Source organism: Nitratireductor aquimarinus, assembly GCF_017255295.1.
GTDB classification, from domain to species: Bacteria; Pseudomonadota; Alphaproteobacteria; order Rhizobiales; family Rhizobiaceae; genus Nitratireductor; species Nitratireductor aquimarinus.
Genome location: NZ_JAFKDE010000002.1, coordinates 315,014 through 333,703, shown reverse-complemented (window position 1 = coordinate 333,703; position 18,690 = coordinate 315,014). Strand labels below are relative to the sequence as shown.

The following is an 18,690-nucleotide window of genomic DNA, read 5'->3' as shown; positions in this document are numbered from 1 at the left end:
CCAATGAAGGCTCTCACTGCTGCAATCGCCGCCACCCTCATGAGCACCGCCGCCTATGCGGTCACGCCCATCGGGTCGGAAGAATTCAACATCCAGCCGGGCTTCGAACTGGCCGAGCTGACGTCTGAAAATTTCTATGACGTCATCGTTCCCCAGGCCAAGGAAGAAGGCAAGCTGACTTTCTTCGACTTCACCAACTCTTTCGGCCCGCTCTTCACCGACCGCCTTCTGCCGGCGTTCGAGGAAGAATACGGCATCACGGTGAACTACATTCGCGGCAACAACGAAGCTGCCGTGCAGCAGCTCATCGCCGCCAACAATTCGGGTGTGGCCGCGCCGGCTGACGTCTACTTCGTCGGCTCCAGCACGACCGGCCTGCTCCTGCGCGAGAATGTCATGGCCAACGTGCCGCTCGCCGATCTTCTGCCGAATGCGGATGGCTTCAATCAGGACATCGCGCGGGTTTCCGGCGGCGTGGACCACGGCGGCGCCTATGTGCCTTTCCACCGCAACCAGACCAGCATCATCTATGACACGCGCACCGTTTCGGGCGATGACGTGCCGACGACCGCCGACGCTCTGCTCGCCTGGGCGGAAGCAAATCCGGGCAAGTTCGTCGTCACCTCGCCGGCCGGCGGCGGTTCGGGCAACGGCTTCATGCAGTCCGTCGCCTACGCCAAGGTGGAAGGCGATGACTGCCGCGCCGAGTTCTCCAACTTCTCCATGACCGAGGACGAAGCCAAGGCCTATGTCGAGGGCGCGTGCCTGAACCCGGTCTGGGATTACTACAAGAAGCTCATCCCGGTTGCCGAGATCACCAATGGCAACTCCGACACGCTGAACCTCGTCGCCAATGGCGCGGGCGCGATCGGCACCGCATGGGAAGACATGGCCTATGACTTCATCGGCCGCGGCCTCCTGCCGCCGACCGTGCGTCAGCAGATCATCGAATCCGGCCAGGTGGGCGGCGGCGACGGCATGTTCCTGCCGGTCGGCAGCGAGCATCCGGCGGCGGCCCTGCTGTTCCTCGACTTCATGAGCCAGCATGACATCCAGCTCGAGAAGCTTGGCGTCAACGGGTCGCGTTCGGCACGCACGGACATCGATCCGGGCAAGAGCTTCACCGAAGAGCAGGCCGCACGCCTGATCCCGACCAACGAGTTCGCCGAGCGCGCGCTTCCCAGCCTGCCCGCGCCGCTTCGTGCAGCCATGCGCGACTACATCGTCGCCAACCTGCTGCGCGCCACCAACTAACCTTCGCACACCATTCGGGCGGCGCTGCCTCGCGGCGCCGCCCATGCGTCAGGATGCATCGTCATGGACACGACACTTTCCATTCGCCGCTTGACCAAGCAGTTCGACAACACCCGCGCACTGAAAGGGATCGACCTTGAAGTGCCGGCCGGCCGCTTCGTCACGCTTCTGGGCCCATCGGGCTGCGGCAAGACCACTCTCTTGCGTTCCATCGCGGGCATCACCGACCCGACCACGGGCGAAATCTGGCTCGCCGACAAGCGCATCGACGCGCTTGCGCCGGAGAACCGCAATTTCGGCATGGTCTTCCAGACCTACGCCCTGTTCCCGCATATGAGCGTGGAAAAGAACGTCGCGTTCGGGCTCGAAATGCGCAATGTCGCAAAGCCCGAAATCGCCACCCGCGTGGCTGCCGCGCTTGAGCTGGTCGGCCTTGGCCAGCATGCCCGCCGACTGCCGCGCCAGCTTTCCGGCGGCCAGCAGCAGCGTGTGGCGCTGGCGCGCGCCATCGTCATCGAGCCGGATGTGCTCCTGTTCGACGAGCCGCTTTCCAATCTCGACGCCAAGCTGCGCGACAGTCTGCGCGAAGACCTGCGCACCATGCAGCGCAAGCTGGGCACCACGTCGATCTACGTCACGCACGACCAGTCGGAAGCCATGGCGCTGGCCGACGAGATCGTGGTGATGAAGGATGGCGAGATTGTCGAACGCGGCACGCCTGTCGACCTCTACCGCCGCCCGCGCTTCCGCTTCACCGCCGAGTTTCTCGGCCTCACCAACGTCATCGAGGCCGACATTTCCGGCAGCGAGTGCCGCCTGCCCTGGGGTGCGGTGCGCAAGATCGAAAACCCGGCCGAACGCGCCTCGGAAGGCATCGCGATCCGCCCCGAGGACATCGGCATCGACGCCGCCAGCGGCGAGGCCGATGGCGTGGTCGAACAGTCCATGTTCCTGGGCGCATCCACCCATTACTGGGTATCCGCCGCCGGGCAGGAACTGCGCGTCATCACCGCGGGCGGGCAGTCCGACATTCTGGCCACCGGCCAGCCGGTCAAGCTCACCCCGCCGCCGGCCCTTCACCTTCTGAAGACGTTCGAGCCTGTGGAGGCGATGGCATGAAGCCGGTTCGCCTGACAACGATCCTTCTGTGCCTGCTGCCGGGCGTTGGCTATCTCCTCGTGTTCTTCGGCATGCCGCTCGTGCGCGTGGTGGTAAACAGCTTTTCCGGGCGCGGGGCCGATGCGGCAGGTTTCACGCTCGACCCGTGGATCACGCTTTTGACCACGCCGGTCTATCTGGATGGCCTGCGCTTTTCCGTCTGGCTCGCCATCGCGCCGACCGCGCTCAGCCTGCTCATCGCGTTGCCGCTTTCGGCCCTGATGCAGGCCAATGAGACGAGCCGCAAATTCTTCGGCTCGCTCTACCGCATTCCGCTGGTGGTTCCCGGCATCGTGGCCGCGTTTCTCGTGCTCGTCATGCTGGACCGTGGCGGCATGGCAAGCCGCATCCTGACCCCGCTCGGCATCACCCTGCCGCGGCTGGTGCGCGACGAATGGGGCCTTGGCGCGATCATCGCCTCGTCGTGGAAGAACATCCCGTTCATGACGCTGATCATTTCCGGCTCCATGGCCGCGATCAGCAAGGATGTGCTCTCCGCCGCCCGCACCCTTGGCGCAAGCCGCCTCACCATTCTGTGGCGCATCCAGCTGCCGCTGGCGCAGCCCGGCATCACCGCCGCCGTTCTGCTGACCTTCATCAGTTCGCTCGGCTCCTTTGTCGTGCCGAACCTGCTTGGTCCCAGCTATCCGCTGCCGCTCAGCGTGCACATGTACACGGAGGGCTTCACCAAGGGGAACTGGCCGCTCGTCTACGCGATGGGAACGCTGCTCAGCATCGTCGCCGTGGGCGTGCTCCTCACCTACTACGCAATCATCGGCTCGCTCAGCCAGTCGGACGCGCAAAAGCGCGCGGGAGCCTGAACCATGGCGATCAGCATGAGACATTCCCAACGCACCCAGCTCTGGGTTTCCCTCGGCCTTTACGGCTATCTTTTCCTGACGCTGTTCCTGCCGCTCGGCGTGATTGCGCTCTGGGCCTTCTATGATCCGGCAGTGGGCTGGTTTCCGCCCGACATCATTCCCCGCTCCTTCTCGCTTTCGGCGTGGGGCGACGTGCTGTCGGACCGGCACATCCTGCCCTCCGCCCTGCTCAGCTTCTTCGTCTCGACCGTGGTGACGCTGCTCACCGCAACGCTCGCCTTTCCCACGGCCTGGGCGCTGGCGCAGTTTCCCTTCCGCCTGAAGCGCGCGGTCGAGGTGTTCGTGCTGGCCCCGATGATCGTGCCGGGCATCGTCGTGGCCGTCAGCCTTGGCGAGATCTTCTTCGGCATGGGGCTTGCCGGCACGGTGCAGGGCATCATTCTGGTGCAGACCGTCGGCACGCTGCCGCTGATGATCCGCATTCTCACGGCGACGCTCGAGGGCATTCCCAACGAGCTGATCCTCGCGGCCCGCACGCTGGGTGCGGCACCCCGTGTTGCGGTGATGCGGATTGCGCTGCCGCTCGCCTGGCCCGGCTTTCTTGCCGGCGGCCTCTTGAACTTCATCGCCTCGTTCGAGGAGTTCGAGAAAAGCTTCATGGTCGGTGCGCCCAAGGTGCAGACGCTGGCCGTGCGCCTGTGGAGCTATCTGGGCGGCGAGATCCTGGTTCTGCCGACCGCCGCTGCCGTCACCTTCCTGCTTCTGGTGCCCATGCTGATCATCTTCTTCATCGCCGAACGGCTGATGAAGGAAGACGTGATGGCTGCGGGCCTCGGAAAACTCTAGATCGCCGCGCGTCAAACCGGACGCACAAATGACGATCTGGGCTTCTTATGGAGCATCGGAACAAGCCGAAAACCGGATTCCACTTTTCGGTCCGATGCTCGAACGCCAACAAGGACATTCAATCATGGCATTCTCCTTCCACATCGGTGAAACCGGCCCGCTGCACCTTTGCGGCCATCGCGGCAACTCCATCGCCGCGCCCGAAAACACCTTCGCAGCATTGCGCTCCTGCCACGCCGAGGGCGGCCGCAGCTGCGAGATCGACACGGTTCTGACCAGCGATGGCGAGATCATCGTGCTGCACGATCTCTCGGTCGACCGCACCAGCGACGGCACAGGCCCGGCCCGCACCCTGACGGCGGCGGAAATCGCAAAACTCGACGCCGGTTCCTGGTTCGGACCGGAGTTTGCCGGTGAGCGCATTCCCACCCTGACCGATTTCCTGATGCTTGCCCGTGAGCTCGACATGGGTCTGGAAATCGAGGTCAAGGAGAAGGTCGACCTCGACGGCTATATCCGCGAACTGAAGAAGATCGCCGCCGACCCGGCAAACCTCGAACGCATGATGATGATCTCCTTCGACCATGCGAGCCTCAAGCGCATCAAGGAAGAGATTCCGGGCATCCTGACCGGCGGCATCGCCCATGAGCGCTATGGCGACCCGCTTGCCGTGGTGAAGTCTGCCAATCTCGACGAGCTTTGCATCGACCTGGCCGTCTTCGATCTGGACGATGCGCGCCGCCTGAAGGCGGAAGGCATCGCCATTCGCTGCCACGCCTATGCACCGAAGAAATTCGAGGCAGCGCTGCGCGAAGGGCTCGACTGGACCGAAACGCTGAAGACCGCCTTTGCCGAGCGCCTGATCGACACGCTGTCGGGCGATGACGTGGCATGGCTGCGCCGTTTCGTCGAGGAAAACAGCTAAGGCGCTCTGCCTTCTGGCGACACACATGAAAAAGGCCCGCAACCGGATCGGCTGCGGGCCTTTTTCATATTCTGGAAGCGCGCGCGCTTTACTTGCGCAGCTCGCCTTCGATCTTGTCGAGCGCCTCGGCCTTGCCCATGCCCGTCAGGAAGGCGAGCGTCACGATGGACGGCACGTCGAGATCCGACGGTAACTGCGTGGTGGAAACGATCAGATCGACGCCGGTAAGTTCCGAACGGACTTCCGTTGCCTTGCACTGGCGCGGCTCGATGGTGATGCCGCGCTCCTTCATGGCCTCGGTCACGGCATTCGCGACCACCGTGGAGGTGGCGATGCCGGTGCCGCAGGCGAAAAGAACGGTTTTCTTGCTCATGGACTTCTCCCTACCAATGGAGTCTGAACCGCATCATCGCGTCATGGAGACGATGATGCGGTTCAGGGACTTTTTCTCAAAACAGTTCCGGAAGGGAAACCGGTTCCCGTTCTCCTGGAACTGCCTTACTTCAAAACCGCAGCGACATCATCGACCGACGATGCCTGCATGAGGCCAGAAATAGCCTCTTCGCTCTGGATCGTCGCCATGATTTCCTGAAGCATCTCGATCTGGCGATCCTTGTCGTTGAGCGCCATCAGGAAAACCAGGCCCACCTCGACCGGCTCGTCCGGGTCTTCCATATTGGCGAAGGCGACCGGCTTCTTGAGCGTCGCCAGCGCGATGCCCGGCTTCAGAACATGCTCCGGATCCGTGTGCGGCACCGCGACATTCACCGCGTGGCCGAGCGGCAGACCGGTCGGCATCGAGGCTTCGCGGGCGAGAACCGCATCGGCAAAACTGTCCTTCACATAACCGGCAGCCTGAAGTTTTTCCGCCAGCAGTCGGATGACAGCCTCGCGGCTGTCGGTGTCGACCCCGAGGACAATCGCCTCGGGATCGATGTGGTTCATAAGGGCTTCAGCCATTCACTAACCTATTAGCCTTCCTGTGCAGTGTCGTCTTCCGCACCAGCAGCCCGTTCCCAGGCCTGCGTGTTGCGGCGGTAGAGCCAGAAGCACGCCGCGATGAGCGCGGCAAGCAGACCCAGCCCGGCAACGCCGAGATCGCGGATCGCTGCGATGACCACGTAGGAGATCCACAGGAAGCCGTCGACCACCGAGGTGATCTGGACCGCGTTCTCGGGCATCTCGAAGCCGGAATCGATTGCTGCGCTGGTGAAAAGCGGCGCAAGCGCATTGGCCACGTAGAAGCCGACGGCCAGCGTAACCGTGCCGACGATGACCATGCGGAACACATTGCCGCGCATGAGCGGCGCCGCCATCGCGACGATGAACGGAATGACCGCAAGGTCGGCGAACAGGATCACGCGGTTGCCCGGCAGGATCACCGAAAGGGCGATGGCGATGGGCACCAGGATGAGCGACGACGAGATCGCGGCCGGGTGGCCGATGAGGATCGCCGAATCGAGACCGACCAGCAGTTCGCGGTCGCCCGTGCGCTTGCGCACGAATTCCTGTGCGGCTTCCGAAACCGGCAGCAGGCCCTCCATCAGGATCTTCACCATGCGCGGCAGAAGCAGCATCACGGCGGCGAGCGTCATGCCCGTCTGCAGAACCTTGGAGAGAACCGTGCCGAAATCGCCGGCATTGTAATAGCCGATGGCGCCGAGCACGAGGCCGATGACCAGACCCAGAACGACCGGCTCGCCGAACACGCCGAAGCGGCGCTCGATGGTTTCGGTCGAGATGTTGATCTTGTTGACACCCGGGATGCGCTCGATGATCCAGTTCACGACGATGGCGATCGGCAGGATCTGCGCGGATGCCAGATGCGGCACCGAAACGCCGGGAATGCCGTAGAATTTCTGCACCGCACGCGCCGACCAGTCGGCGAAGAGCAGCGACAGGGCGGCCATCAGCGCGGTGATGACGAGGCCGTAGCCGAGGCTGCCCGTGGCGGCGACGGCGAGCGAACCGATGAACGCGAAGTGCCAGAAATTCCAGACGTCGACATTCAGCGTGCGGGTCATGCGCGTGAGAAGCAGCACGATGTTGACGGCGATGCCGATGGGAATGACCCAGAGACCGACCGACGAACCAAACGCGATTGCGGCAGCCGAAGGCCAGCCCACATCAACGATATCGCGCTGGATACCCGTGTTGGTGACGATGGCCTGCGCAACATCCCCGATGGAGCCCAGCATGAGGCCGAGCACGAGATTGATGCCGATGAAAGCCACGCCGATGGTGACGGCAGCGCGAAACGCCTTGCCGACCTTGGCCCCCAGAACAACGGCGATGACAAAGATGACGATGGGCAACAGAACCGTTGCGCCGAGTGTGTCCACGGCCGTTTTGAGGCCGCTCAGAAATGCGTCCATTTTCCTCCCCCTGAAACACTGTTCATAACCATTCCCGGAAAGAACATTTGTTTATCTAAATAGACGTAAGTTTATGACTTGACCTCAGCCGGCTGTCAATCGGGGATTCCCGGCCCCAAAATGCGTTTTTCCGGAAAAAATGCGCCCTGTGATTTCCGCATAAGCTGCACTCCGTCGCATATTTCAATCACAAGATGAATACACGGAATGGACGGGGCGATGCAGCTCTTTCAACATGAAATACCCTTTCTGACCTCCCATGCGGCAACGCCCGCGCCACCTCCGTAAATCAGCCTTGAGAATTCACTTCGCACCGCGTGCGAAGTGTGCCGCCAAAGCCGGCCCTCCCGCCCCCCGGGCCGGCCTCTCCCAAAGTCTTGCCTCACTTCCTGGAAGTGTCGGCGAGGCTTTGGGACCCAATTTCTCAAAAGCGCAACCGCCTCGTACGGCTGCCTGATCCAGGGGTCCGAAAGTGCCCGCAAAACCGCTAACCGACCACCATTCCATTGAAGTGCTTCTCGATGAGATGGCGCAACAGGGCCACTCCAGTGCGGAAGTGGATATTCTGATGGTGCGGCAGGGGCCGGTTGACCTCGACCTTCTCCAGGACTGCAAACGCAATCACCCCTTTTTCGGACCGAAGCTCGTCATGAAAGAGCGCATCAAGCGTCTCCGGCTGAAACTTCAGGGCTAGGGTCAGGACCCTGGCGCACTCTCCTGCCTTGCCGGCACGAATGCAGGCATCGCGCCGAAGGATCACGCTCCTTCCGGTGCGTTCTTTGCGTTCGAGAGGCTCGCTTTTGCTGAACAGTCTCACGCCACTCCGCAGGAGCCAGTGAAAAGAAAAGGTCGGCGATAGAAAGCGGCCGTGCCTCTCTGCAAGTCCGCAAGAGAGACGCGGCCTGATCTTGCTCCGCCTATTCTTCCGGGCTGCGCGCGGCGACCCTCGCCCCTGCCTGATAATGGGCGAGCACACCTTCATACCCAAACAGGGATGCCGCGACCCGCGACGCGATGGCGTCGGCCAGATCCCCCTTCGCGTCGGGAACCAGCAATTCTTCCATCCGGGAGGAAACCTGCACTTCACGCGAGTCCGAATCCAGCAGGTGCCAGTAGATCCGAACTTCATCGGACTCGACCTGCACACTGGTCAGCAGCTCATAAACATTGCTGCCTGCTCCATATGTCTCGCGAACGCGGGCGCTCACCGCATCGAGCTTTTCCTCCGGACGCACCCCGACCGAGCGAATTCCCTCCTTCCGGCCGACCTTCAGCCACAGCGCGTCGTTCAGCATGTTCGCGAGTTGGGTGGCGTCCGCACTGGAAGGATTTGCACGAGCGCTGTCTAGCAACAGGACAGCGCCGCCACCTCCGGATTTGCCCGGCTGCCCGAGCCAGACCGGTGCATATGTCGACACGGCTAGAGCCGCTGCGGCAAGCAGTGCTGCACCGGCGACCAGAGAGGGGCCTTTGTTGAAGCCCCGGGACAGATTGCTCATGAAGGCGGATGTCGATGAGCGCTTGTCGAATGTTGGAACATAGGCGCCGAGCGGAATGGCAATCTGGACGACATCGCCCTGCCCGGCCTCGGCATAATACTCCCTGAGCGACTTGCGCAATTGCCCGGCGGCAATGCGGACGATGGGATCGACGGTTGCATCGAAATTGGCGTCGCGCCCGAACACATCGACTGCAATGGTGAAAGCCTTGATCCTGTCGGCGCGCCCTGCCACCGTTTCCTCGACCACGAAACGCAGAAACCGCTTGTTGCGGTCGGACGCTCGAAACTCCGGATTCTCAAGAAGGCGCTCCAGGGCGAGAAGGCGCTCGTCATTCGCCTGCTTTTCGCTCGAGGTCTCCCTGGTCAGCGCCACCTCTTTTCCTGTCGCCCGAGCCCCAGCTTCATTGGTATTTTTTTTCTGCAGCATCATCTCTCGCTTTTCGCAAGTTTCGAGAGCAATTGCGGCGCCGGCGTCTGAGCCAGGCACCATCCTCTCCTGTCATTGTTTCAACCGTCGCGACAAACAGGCAGCAGGGCTGCCCGGCGTAAACGGTGCGTATCGATATCGGCGTGCTGCGTGCCACAAAGTTGGCATGACTGTTCGAGTTGCCGTGGCAGGCATGGCAATTCATGCGCTGGCCAGCAGTGTTACGCATTGGAAAACGCACTACGCATTCGACGCCTGCCACCGTGAGAGTCTTCGGGACTCTCCCAATGGCCTGCCCGGATCATGAACACCTCGAATTAAGCCCCGGAGACTGGACCGAACTCCGACACGCAAAGCTGTGCGGTAACAAAACACCGACATGGCTCGCCCGTCGCCGATGATTCTCAAAATCCGCACCGCGCGGCTTATGAACAAGTAAGCCACCACACGCGAACGCTACGCCGTAAGGCAGCGTGCGCTTACGGTGTTCCTGTGGAAACCGAAGGGACTGGTGCTTTAACGTTCTGGGTGAAAACCGGCGCTGCCGGAGAGACTCGAACGCTCGACCTCTCCCCTGCCAAGGGCGTGAATGGACAGAGAAACCGCGCAAAACGTGGATTTTCAACAAGGAACTCGACAGAAACTTCACGGTATGTTCCGGTGTTTCTGTCAGGTTTCTGTCATGACTGAAACGCTTCGTCCAATCCTCGGTCACTAGGAGTCGGTCGGCGCAACGTCCCAAAACCGCTTCCGATCCCCCTTCCCCCTATCTCGCTTCGGATCGAATGGAATGCCCTCAAACTCGGCTGCGAAGCGCTCCGCGTCCTCCTTCTCAGCAAAGCAGAAGATGATGAAGTAACCGCCTCCGGGTTCGGCCCATTGGGCATAGACGGATTGCGTCCGGCGATGGACCGACAGGCCTTTGCAGAAGCCGTGAACGACATCGTAGTTGGCTCCCATTACCCGATCTTCCGGGAGCGCCACCTGATGCGGGTGAGCGCGATCAATCTGAGCCCCGGTAGGCTCTCCTTTGCGACGTGACATCGTCTGCTCCTTCTCAATTTCACCCGTCACGTCGCCGCATGCGCAACCGGAACAAATGTGGAACAAACTCTAGACTCGTCAAGGGCGATTGGATTACAATCTACGCTTCTGATGGAGAAAAGAATGACCAGTGAAACCGCCCTCAAGACGGATGGCGGCGGGCGCGAGCATTGCCGACGCCCGCCGCATCCGCAGCACGCATCCAGAAATGCAGATGGCGAACCCGATCCCTATGAGCCGGCGGCCGAGGCTATCATTGAAGCCTGCGGCGGCGATCCGCGCGAGGCGGTCATCGCGCTCCTGGGAGAGCGGGATTATCTCACCGGGCGCGTGGAAGCGCTGGAGCGGTCTGTCAGCTGGGGATTTGTGCGCGCTGGGGCGGCGCGCTGATGAAGGAAACAACGGTGCGGCACATGTTTTTCGGAGCCGCCAGATGCGCCAGTTCAAACCACTCCACCTGTCCGAGGTCGTTTTCTTCACACGCGACGGCCAGATCCGACTGAAGGACATTCAGCCCTACTATGCGCTTGGCGCGATCTGCCGGCACTGCAAGTCAATATCCGAGCTGGACCGCCACGCGCTTGAGCGGCGCTACGGCCGGGACGCAACAGCGATCGATCTGGAGAAGCGCCTGCGCTGCAGCAGTTGCCAAAACGCCCGTGGCAATACCATCATGGTCATAAATCAATGGCCGAGGTGATCCCGACCAATGTGCAACCTCTACAATATGACGACGACACGCCAGGCGATCCGCAACTTCATCAAGACAACGCGGGAATACGCCTTCAACGAGCCGTCCCTGCAGGTCTATCCGAACCGCTATGCGCCGATCATTCGCGTGGGAGATGATGGAGAGCGGGAAATGGTCCGCGCCCGTTGGGGCATGCCGACACCGCCCATGTTCATCAAGGGAAAGCACGACAGCGGCGTCACAAACATACGCAACACGTCATCCATCCACTGGCGCAAATGGCTCTCGCCTGAAAGCCGCTGCCTTGTGCCGGTCACGAGCTTCGCCGAGCCCGACCCTGCCGGCAGGAAGGAAGGCGATAAGCGGACGCCGAATGCATGGTTTGCACTGAGTGAGGATAGGCCCCTGTTCGTCTTCGCCGGCCTCTGGACGCCGTGGCACGGCAAGCGCATGGCCCGTGAGGAACCAGAGGACCATGAGGTCTATGGCTTCCTGACCACCGAGCCCAACAACGTGGTCGAGCCGGTGCACAAGAAGGCAATGCCGGTGATCCTCACCACAGAAGCCGAAATGACCGCATGGCTTACAGAGCCGTGGGAGGAAGCGAAGAAGCTTCAACGCCCCCTGCCCGATAACAAGCTTATGATCGTTGATGCGCCGGACTTACTAAAATAACTAATAGCCCTGAGAAGCTGAGCTAGTAATACCAACGGAGCAAAACCTTGAGCGAACTAAAATCTACCATCCTAGCCAGCATAGCCGGCGCCGCAGTCGGAGCGATTGCGACCATATCGACTGGCGCGTTTGGGTACATGAACAAAGACAGAGAATTGGATATCGAAATGGTTCAGGTATCCCTCTCCATCCTTCAAGGAGAGAATACAGAAACCTCCATCCCGGGTCGTAAATTCGCCCTCCGCTCTCTCGCAAAATTCACCGGCATTGAAATTCCAGACAGCGAGTTTGAAGAATGGGCAAGAACCGGCACGTTGCCCCGTATCGTCACGAGCGACACCACCTGCGACGCTCTGGCAGTAAAGTATGCTGACTTTGTTTCAGAAGGAACAGCACTCACCAAAGGATCCGACATCAAGGAAATTATGGACGCACTAGGCTGTTTACCAAACATCGATTCTCAACAACGTTAGCAATACTTCGGAGAGAGCTATGGCGGGGGCCGCCCTGTCAGCCAGGTGTAGATTCCGACCAGCCAGCCGGCGAACCCAACAATGCCGATGCCTAGGCGGATCAACCAACGGCCCGCAGTGCCCGCGCCTTGAGCCTGCGACCTGAGCCTGACGACATCATCGGTTACAGATTGCATCTGATCGACCTTGGCCTTCGTCGTCTCCGCCTCGCCCTCGAGGTGCGACAGCCGGTTACTGACCTCATCCAAACGGCGATGCACCACGGCGCGGCTGTCATCCGCGCGCATCAAGCGGTCATCGATGCCCTTCAGCTCTCCAAGGATTTGACCAAGGGTCCGCTCAACACTCGCTTCTGACATTCGCCGCTGCCCTCAGTCCTGCGTCTCTCGCCCATGGCGGGCGCATTCGGTTTGAGACCAGACACCGCTGCCGCAGAGGCCAGCTGCCGTCTCGTCAATCTTTCGCTGATCGTCCGCAGTCGCGCCGCGCGCGCCGATCAATGACGTGCCGACCACATCGCGCAGGCCGTCACTCGTGACAGGAACCGGTTTCGTAGTCGAACACCCCGCCACGCTCAGCGCAGCGGCGATAGCGAGCGCGCCAGTCTTCAGCCGCATTGCCTGCATCCTCATTCTGTTGGTTGGTCCATTGTGCGAATACCGCCTGTTCGGCCATGCGACCCCGCTGGTGGCCGTAGAGATAAATTCCACCAGCCATGACGGAGACTGCCAGAATTGCAGCCAGCACCTTCCCCAGCGGCGAGAGCAGTGCTTTGGAGATGATGCCGAGCCAGGTCATGCCCCGCGCTCCATTTCGGCCTTCATCGAGCGATACATCTTCGCGATGTCGCGCCGCCGCTTGATCGCGTAGACTGCAAAGCCGGCCACGATCAGAACGATGGCAAGCTGAACCCGCCAGTCATCAAAAACGGCCAGCACCGGGACGATGATCGAGGTGATAGCCCACTGCCAGACCGTCTTCGATTTGGTCAGCGGCTTATCGAGGTTTTCAGGGTCTTTCACCACAGGCTTCTCGACAACAGGCAACTGACCTTTGGCAACGGCCTTCACCCGGTCGAGCACCGCTTCGACCTTCTCAGGCGAGACCAGCGAGTTGTTGAGGCCATCGCCGACATAATAGCTTTCTCCCCTGCGTACATGTCGTTTCGCGCCGCGCGTGGCATCCAGCACAGGAAAAGACGCCCATTCGCCAGCGAGGCGCCGGCCGAACTCGGTGCGATCGATCTCGCCATTGATGAACTGGTGATAACCGCGCCGGATCAGGAGATGATAGGCAAGCCGGTCCTGAAGGTCGCTGTCAAACACCTGAGACCCGCGCAGGCCAAGTTCCTCTTTGAGCCCCATCAGCGTCTTACGGATGAACTGCGGCGCGCCGGCGGCCGAGGAACCATGATGGCGCGACCAGGTGCGCTGTGCGGCGATCACCTCGTCAACGGTCATGCGCGTGAGTGGCTTCGGCAAGCGATCCTGCCGGTGCGCGTAGATCACTTCATAGCATTCAGGCGGCGTGCGGCTCGTTTCCGTCTCATAGACGAACGCAAGCAGCAGCGCCGCGCCTGCGGGCACGGTGCGGTCCATTGGATTTTCCTCTTCGGATATCAGTGATAGTGTGGAGTTACCCTACCCGGGGTCGGCTACTTGTCGGCGAAACCTCGGACCGGTTTACGCCTGCTGGCAGGTAGTCACTACGCCTCTGCCGGCGACGACCTCCACCCATTCGAGCTGGCAGAGGCTTTTCTTTGCTGGGCATCGCCCTATTTCTTCTTGTGCTGGCGGGATATCCGCTCATCCCCTGACCGGAGACAGCACGACCTACCCTCGCAAGTCCCCGCCAGCACCCGAGTGACTTCGGTCCATATCGTAGCTCTGACCGTAGATGCTCGTTCCCACCGCGCCATTACGCCGCGACGACGCCAGCAGTGCTTCACGACGACAAGAGTCATTGATAACTAAGCTCGGACCTCTACGAGGTCACCGCCGCTCCCTGCAGGCAAGCGCTTCCCAACGTCAGCCTGCAGGGGGATTTCCACATTTGGGTGATTGAATTACGCTATCCGTGCTGGCGGGCGCTTAGAACGCCCCACGTTCGGAGCGAAAAGCCTTCCCCAATCCGAGGTTTGCCCGCCAGCACCGCTGATGGGCTGCCGGTGTTTACCAACCAGCAACGATTTGAGCTGAGACTGGCTTCGCCAGCGCGCGTAATGTTCGGGCATAAAGCCCACCCGCTTAACCCAACAAGCCCCGCGCGCTGGCATGCTCTTCCCGAAGCGATCTTGCCGCCCACCGTGACGGCAACCACTCGTTCAGATTTCGCCGGTAGACTTGTTCAGCTGGCAGGTTGAAGAATCTGGGGCTCTTCTGAGAGATAGGCGGGGGCTTTTACCCTATCCACCTGCCAGCGCCTTTTACGCCTTTCCGCAGGTGTGCTAAAGCACCATTCAATCGATCAGGCTTAGGACATACCTTCCGGTCGCTAGCTAACCCACGACTACACGTAGTCAGATGGTGAGCAAGCATCCAGCATGTTACAGCCTCCTCTGCCCCGCCGAACTGAGCCCCAACTCACTATGCGTTCGGCGGGGATTTTTCGCACCTGAGTTTCGATGTTTGTCTAAAAGCACACACCAAGCCTGGACCGGCAGAAAGCGCACCATTAGGCAGGTAGTGGAGACAGTGTCGCCATAGACTCGAAGTGGCGCACTACGAGTTTATCAAGCCTTTCGACGCGAGAGTGACACGCGTCGCCTCATTAAGATCGTACTGCCCAAGATCGCTGGGTAGAACCCACGCAAAGTCCTCGAATTCGTCGTTGATTGAGACGTTACGATTGGCCGCCCTGCAGTCAAAAATCAGATAGATCATATAAATCTGTTCGGATGTGCCGTCAGGATAGGTCTTCGTCCTTACATCGTCGCGGAATGTCCAAGGCTGCACGTGCTCGATCGCCAGCTCGGACCCTAATTCTTCAGCGATCTCTCGAAGCAGCCCAGCGGAAATGCTCTCGCCTTGCTCCAAGCCACCACCTGAAAGCGCCCATTGACCGGGGAAGACGCCACGATCACTGGGCATCTTGCAAAGAAGGTACGCGCCTTCATTCTCGATCAACGGACAAACAATAATTCTTTGGCGCATTGCTCTCTCGATCCATCTTTCTTGCGCGAGCAACATATCCGTTTCCCACGCACAGGCAATGACAGGATACCTCGCCAAGCAACCCACGCCGCCTGCCTCTTCCAGAACCCGACACAGGCCAACGAGCGAGATTAATCGCCCTTGAAGCCCCTAGCTTAGGACGTGTATTAGAACGCCCTCGCTCGTCGGCGCTCACTCCTACTGAGGCCTGAGCTCTATTGGACCATACCGGCGAGCAGGTCACAGGCTCCAAGGGACAAAGTCACGAGTTTACGACACGATACAATCCATAATAAAACAATGACCTGACGGGAGGGGCAAACCAATGTGGGAGTTGATCTGGTATTTTCTCGGCATCATAAGCGGCATAGCTATAGCTGTTGCGTTTATGCGGTCACGGAGCGACGACGCTACAAGTGAATTGGATGACACAACCGAAGACGAGTGGATGTAAGCTGCCATAGCCTAGTTTAAATCTGAGGCGAATAGGAGAACTGTGGGCAGCCTTGATATGGGCTCGTTCAGATTTCGAATGCAGACTTTTCCGGGAAAATTCTGCCCAGAAATTCCTTTAATTTCTCCGCATATGCAACATTCTGACGCCCTTCTGGAAGATAGTCATTGAAGCAACCCGAGAGTCGAACGTTTCCTTTTTCCATATCTGCCATGATCTTGGCGTAATGCGCGTCTGCACTCGCTTCTCTTATGCGCACAAAGTAGCCATCCAGATGGGTGAATAGAAATTCACCCATCATGTAGCCCACATACTGGTGCATGAAGCTGGTCGTTAGAAGATCATTTTTCTGGCGAAATTTGTTTTGCCGGAACTCATGATAACGGCCTGAAAACAACTTCTCGCATTCTTCTGCCACCGATTTCCGCTGAGGATGGAACTGGTGACGGAAGCGCCTTTCAAAATAGACCCCATACTGATCGTAGAGAAGATCACGGGCGTTCTTCGTAGCCCAATCATTTGCATTCTCCCACACAGCGGGTGGCCCCTTTGACACCCCCCGCCATGAGATGAACCCGTATGCATGCCCCGTCTCAGTGAAGGCGTCACATAGGGTGCTTTTGCGGAGAAACATCACGTCATCGTTCATATAGATATAATGCTCAGCAAGGCTCGGTATGCGATGCAACGCAGATTCAATCACATGGGAGTTGAACGTAGGCAAATATTGCTCATCCAGAATCTGCGCATGACTCACCACCTCAATCTTTGGGTTATCGGCTAGCCAAGCAGGGCGCTGCCCATTTGTTACGATAAACACCTTGCGCACCCAAGGCGCGAAAGTCTCAAGGGAGCGCAGCGAATACTTCAGTTCATCGTGATCGGTGAACCGGTCTGGCGTCGAATGGGGAACCATTTCGCCAGCGGGAAGATGAAGTCGGAATGACTCATCGAACTTGGGGTCGCTACGATCCACCCATGTATATACAACGTCCACTGGGAACTGGGGAGTGAACATACCAGTTTCGATTGCCCGCAGCCCGCGCGTATACAGACGTGCGCTCTGCCTGGTTACAGCGCCCTGTGTCACTCGTTTTACAAGATAGTCGCCTACGCGAGCGACAGACGGGTGGGCGATGCGCTTTGCAATTTTCTTGAACACACGGGGGCCTTTGCTAGCAATTCAAGCGGGTTCTGACATGAGTTATTTAATAAGGCAACGCTATCAGCGACTGCAATCACACATCCACTTTTATGCAGCAACCATCCTACTCGGGTCAGGCGATTTCCGCCCATCCTGTACTTCCGCCAACTCCGTCCTTACGATACTGACGCCCGCCGATATAACTCCAGAGGATTGCGCCCGCAGGCGCAGAGACTCCCCCCTCTGCCCCGCCGAATAGAGCCCCACTCAACGAACATTCGGCGGGGATTTTTCTGCAAACTCAGCCTGGGCATTACGTGATCACACCAATGGTGCGTTGACACCATGCGGCTATCTTGGCGCAGCCGGCGGGCGAAGATCTTTGCCCTGGGTCCCCAAGCCTCAAGACGTAGATTAAAACGCACTCGCTCGTCGGCGCTCACAGCCATGATTTGCCTTTAGCAAACTCCCATAAGTCGACGCCGGTGAACCAACTTGATAAAGCGCTGCTGTACTGCTTCATGCTGGGCGCGATCAGCGCGGCAGTCATGTTACCGTTGGCGTCTGTCTTGAAGCGTGAGAGCTGACGAGTATTTGAACCGCAAAGCAGAATAGGCCCCTGAGCCACCGGCAGTTTTTTTGAGAACGCACCCGCTCGTCGGCGTCCCTCCGCCCTCCCCAGGCAGACAGACAGAAGCAGAACCAACGCAGCGAGCGCCCGGCCTCCGGGGATTGCTGCACGAAACGGTGCGTTTCGCACCATATGGAAGTAAGGCGAATCTCTCTTCCCAAACACCTTCCCCTTCTGCAATCATCGCCTCGCCCGCAAAATCCACCAATGGCGAAGGACTTCTTTTGCGTTCTTTAAGCGGGGAGGAGGGAATACATGACTGAAGAGATTCTCGAAATTCTTGATCTATCCATGTTCGCTACAGCCTCATCGTATGACCTTACGAAGAAACCTGAGCGCCTCAGATCAGTAAACCAGCTAGAACGCCTATTCTTTCGAATAATCACCGAGCTAGATGCTGACCTTTTTATTGAAGCGGGGGCAAAAGATGCAAATTCTTCAAGGCGGGCACGGAGACATCTGCCCGATGCGAAGATCGTAGCTTTTGAGGCTAACCCCTACACGTATCGCAGATTTAGGAACGATGGGGCAAACCAACGCGAGAACATAGACTACGTACACAACGCCCTTACATCGAAGAATGGAAAAATCACCTTCAACGTCAGGGTTGTAGAAGGGAGACCGTCAGCGGACGGCTCTGGCTCTCTCTTGGCGTCTGACCAAGAGTCAAAGCCCGTTACTGTAGATGCTGTGCGTATGGACACCTATTTCGAGCCCGTTCAAGCGAAGCGTATAGCGCTTTGGGTAGACGTTGAAGGTGCGAACAAAGACGTCTTTGAAGGCGCTGATGGTATCATGGATGCAGTTCAAGTCGCCTTTGTTGAAGTTCAGGACCGCCCACTATGGGAGGGCCAATGGCTGACAAGAGACGTTTCTCGCCATCTTTACTCAAGAGGTTTTGTTCCCTTTGCTCGCGACTATCAATCCCGCTATCTCTACAACGTCATATACATCAAACGTGAACTCATCTGGACACCGAGAATACGGCACTTTCTATCGGAACATTACGCATCGCAGACACGCAAATCAATTACAACTGCTAAGCGAAAGGGCCTCAAGTCACGTGTCAGGCAGTTGTTCCGGAGGGCAATAAACTCGTAATATTATAGGAATATGGCA

The 18,690-nt window shown here is 59.2% G+C and carries 22 protein-coding genes; 10 read left to right on the top strand and 12 right to left on the bottom strand.

Annotated features, from left to right (window positions below; translation table 11 throughout):
* Positions 1–3: 3 nt before the first annotated feature.
* The 5 genes from JYP46_RS01920 to JYP46_RS01900 all read left to right on the top strand — a co-directional run bounded on the left by JYP46_RS01920 (position 4) and on the right by JYP46_RS01900 (position 5,004).
* The gene (locus tag JYP46_RS01920) at positions 4–1,254 is read left to right on the top strand and encodes an extracellular solute-binding protein (protein ID WP_206544659.1); all 1,251 of its coding nucleotides are present in this window, start codon (positions 4–6) and stop codon (positions 1,252–1,254) included.
* A 63-nt stretch (positions 1,255–1,317) separates the two neighbouring features.
* Positions 1,318–2,373, top strand: a complete 1,056-nt coding sequence (locus JYP46_RS01915) for an ABC transporter ATP-binding protein (protein ID WP_113154264.1) — start codon at positions 1,318–1,320, stop codon at positions 2,371–2,373.
* Complete coding sequence (locus JYP46_RS01910; RefSeq protein WP_113154263.1) at positions 2,370–3,233, top strand: ABC transporter permease; 864 nt, start codon at positions 2,370–2,372, stop codon at positions 3,231–3,233. Before JYP46_RS01915 ends, JYP46_RS01910 begins: the two co-directional genes overlap by 4 nt.
* 15 nt (positions 3,234–3,248) lie before the next feature.
* Entirely contained in the window at positions 3,249–4,079 is an 831-nt protein-coding gene (locus JYP46_RS01905) for an ABC transporter permease (RefSeq protein ID WP_204360872.1), read from the top strand.
* 124 nt (positions 4,080–4,203) lie between these two features.
* On the top strand, positions 4,204–5,004 hold the full coding sequence (locus JYP46_RS01900; protein ID WP_206544656.1) for a glycerophosphodiester phosphodiesterase family protein: 801 nt from the start codon (positions 4,204–4,206) through the stop codon (positions 5,002–5,004).
* Positions 5,005–5,092: 88 nt separating this feature from the next.
* Here the strand turns inward: JYP46_RS01900 and JYP46_RS01895 are convergent, their stop codons facing one another.
* The 6 genes from JYP46_RS01895 to JYP46_RS01870 all read right to left on the bottom strand — a co-directional run bounded on the left by JYP46_RS01895 (position 5,093) and on the right by JYP46_RS01870 (position 10,351).
* A complete protein-coding gene (locus JYP46_RS01895) occupies positions 5,093–5,377 on the bottom strand; it encodes a PTS sugar transporter subunit IIB (RefSeq protein ID WP_113154261.1) in 285 nt (94 codons plus the stop codon).
* A 125-nt stretch (positions 5,378–5,502) separates the two neighbouring features.
* Positions 5,503–5,964, bottom strand: coding sequence for a PTS sugar transporter subunit IIA (locus JYP46_RS01890; RefSeq protein WP_113154260.1), 462 nt, complete (start codon positions 5,962–5,964; stop codon positions 5,503–5,505).
* Between the two features lie 11 nt (positions 5,965–5,975).
* A complete protein-coding gene (locus JYP46_RS01885) occupies positions 5,976–7,379 on the bottom strand; it encodes a PTS galactitol transporter subunit IIC (RefSeq protein ID WP_113154259.1) in 1,404 nt (467 codons plus the stop codon).
* A gap of 487 nt (positions 7,380–7,866) precedes the next feature.
* On the bottom strand, positions 7,867–8,196 hold the full coding sequence (locus tag JYP46_RS01880; protein WP_206547110.1) for a hypothetical protein: 330 nt from the start codon (positions 8,194–8,196) through the stop codon (positions 7,867–7,869).
* A gap of 100 nt (positions 8,197–8,296) precedes the next feature.
* On the bottom strand, positions 8,297–9,253 hold the full coding sequence (locus tag JYP46_RS01875) for a hypothetical protein (RefSeq protein WP_206547109.1): 957 nt from the start codon (positions 9,251–9,253) through the stop codon (positions 8,297–8,299).
* 768 nt (positions 9,254–10,021) lie between these two features.
* The gene (locus JYP46_RS01870; RefSeq protein ID WP_206547108.1) at positions 10,022–10,351 is read right to left on the bottom strand and encodes a hypothetical protein; all 330 of its coding nucleotides are present in this window, start codon (positions 10,349–10,351) and stop codon (positions 10,022–10,024) included.
* 123 nt (positions 10,352–10,474) lie between these two features.
* On the opposite strand from JYP46_RS01870, the gene JYP46_RS01865 reads away from it, so the two are divergent.
* Genes JYP46_RS01865 through JYP46_RS01850 form a run of 4 tightly spaced genes read left to right on the top strand, consistent with a single transcriptional unit; the run spans position 10,475 to position 12,190 of the window.
* A complete protein-coding gene (locus JYP46_RS01865) occupies positions 10,475–10,741 on the top strand; it encodes a hypothetical protein (protein WP_206547445.1) in 267 nt (88 codons plus the stop codon).
* Positions 10,742–10,784: 43 nt separating this feature from the next.
* Positions 10,785–11,051, top strand: coding sequence for a hypothetical protein (locus JYP46_RS01860; protein WP_206547107.1), 267 nt, complete (start codon positions 10,785–10,787; stop codon positions 11,049–11,051).
* Between the two features lie 9 nt (positions 11,052–11,060).
* Entirely contained in the window at positions 11,061–11,717 is a 657-nt protein-coding gene (locus JYP46_RS01855) for an SOS response-associated peptidase (RefSeq protein ID WP_206547106.1), read from the top strand.
* Between the two features lie 47 nt (positions 11,718–11,764).
* On the top strand, positions 11,765–12,190 hold the full coding sequence (locus JYP46_RS01850; RefSeq protein WP_206547105.1) for a hypothetical protein: 426 nt from the start codon (positions 11,765–11,767) through the stop codon (positions 12,188–12,190).
* Positions 12,191–12,207: 17 nt separating this feature from the next.
* Here JYP46_RS01850 and JYP46_RS01845 read toward each other — a convergent pair whose 3' ends face one another.
* From JYP46_RS01845 to JYP46_RS01825, 6 genes are all read right to left on the bottom strand, one after another.
* A complete protein-coding gene (locus tag JYP46_RS01845; RefSeq protein WP_113154799.1) occupies positions 12,208–12,549 on the bottom strand; it encodes a DUF1515 family protein in 342 nt (113 codons plus the stop codon).
* Between the two features lie 12 nt (positions 12,550–12,561).
* Positions 12,562–12,807, bottom strand: a complete 246-nt coding sequence (locus tag JYP46_RS22075) for a hypothetical protein (protein WP_244974823.1) — start codon at positions 12,805–12,807, stop codon at positions 12,562–12,564.
* Positions 12,719–12,988, bottom strand: coding sequence for a hypothetical protein (locus tag JYP46_RS01840; RefSeq protein ID WP_206547104.1), 270 nt, complete (start codon positions 12,986–12,988; stop codon positions 12,719–12,721). The genes JYP46_RS22075 and JYP46_RS01840 overlap by 89 nt, the downstream gene beginning before the upstream one ends.
* Positions 12,985–13,788, bottom strand: a complete 804-nt coding sequence (locus JYP46_RS01835) for a lysozyme family protein (protein ID WP_222473812.1) — start codon at positions 13,786–13,788, stop codon at positions 12,985–12,987. Before JYP46_RS01835 ends, JYP46_RS01840 begins: the two co-directional genes overlap by 4 nt.
* Before the next feature lie 1,122 nt (positions 13,789–14,910).
* Positions 14,911–15,378, bottom strand: a complete 468-nt coding sequence (nudI, locus tag JYP46_RS01830) for a nucleoside triphosphatase NudI (RefSeq protein ID WP_222473811.1) — start codon at positions 15,376–15,378, stop codon at positions 14,911–14,913.
* Positions 15,379–15,863: 485 nt separating this feature from the next.
* Positions 15,864–16,958: a stealth family protein gene (locus JYP46_RS01825; RefSeq protein ID WP_206547103.1), complete on the bottom strand. Its 1,095-nt coding sequence runs from the start codon at positions 16,956–16,958 to the stop codon at positions 15,864–15,866.
* A gap of 868 nt (positions 16,959–17,826) precedes the next feature.
* Here JYP46_RS01825 and JYP46_RS01820 point away from each other — a divergent pair.
* Positions 17,827–18,672 carry an FkbM family methyltransferase gene (locus tag JYP46_RS01820; protein WP_206547102.1) on the top strand — a complete coding sequence of 282 codons (846 nt, stop codon included), beginning with the start codon at positions 17,827–17,829 and terminating at the stop codon, positions 18,670–18,672.
* Positions 18,673–18,690: the final 18 nt, after the last annotated feature.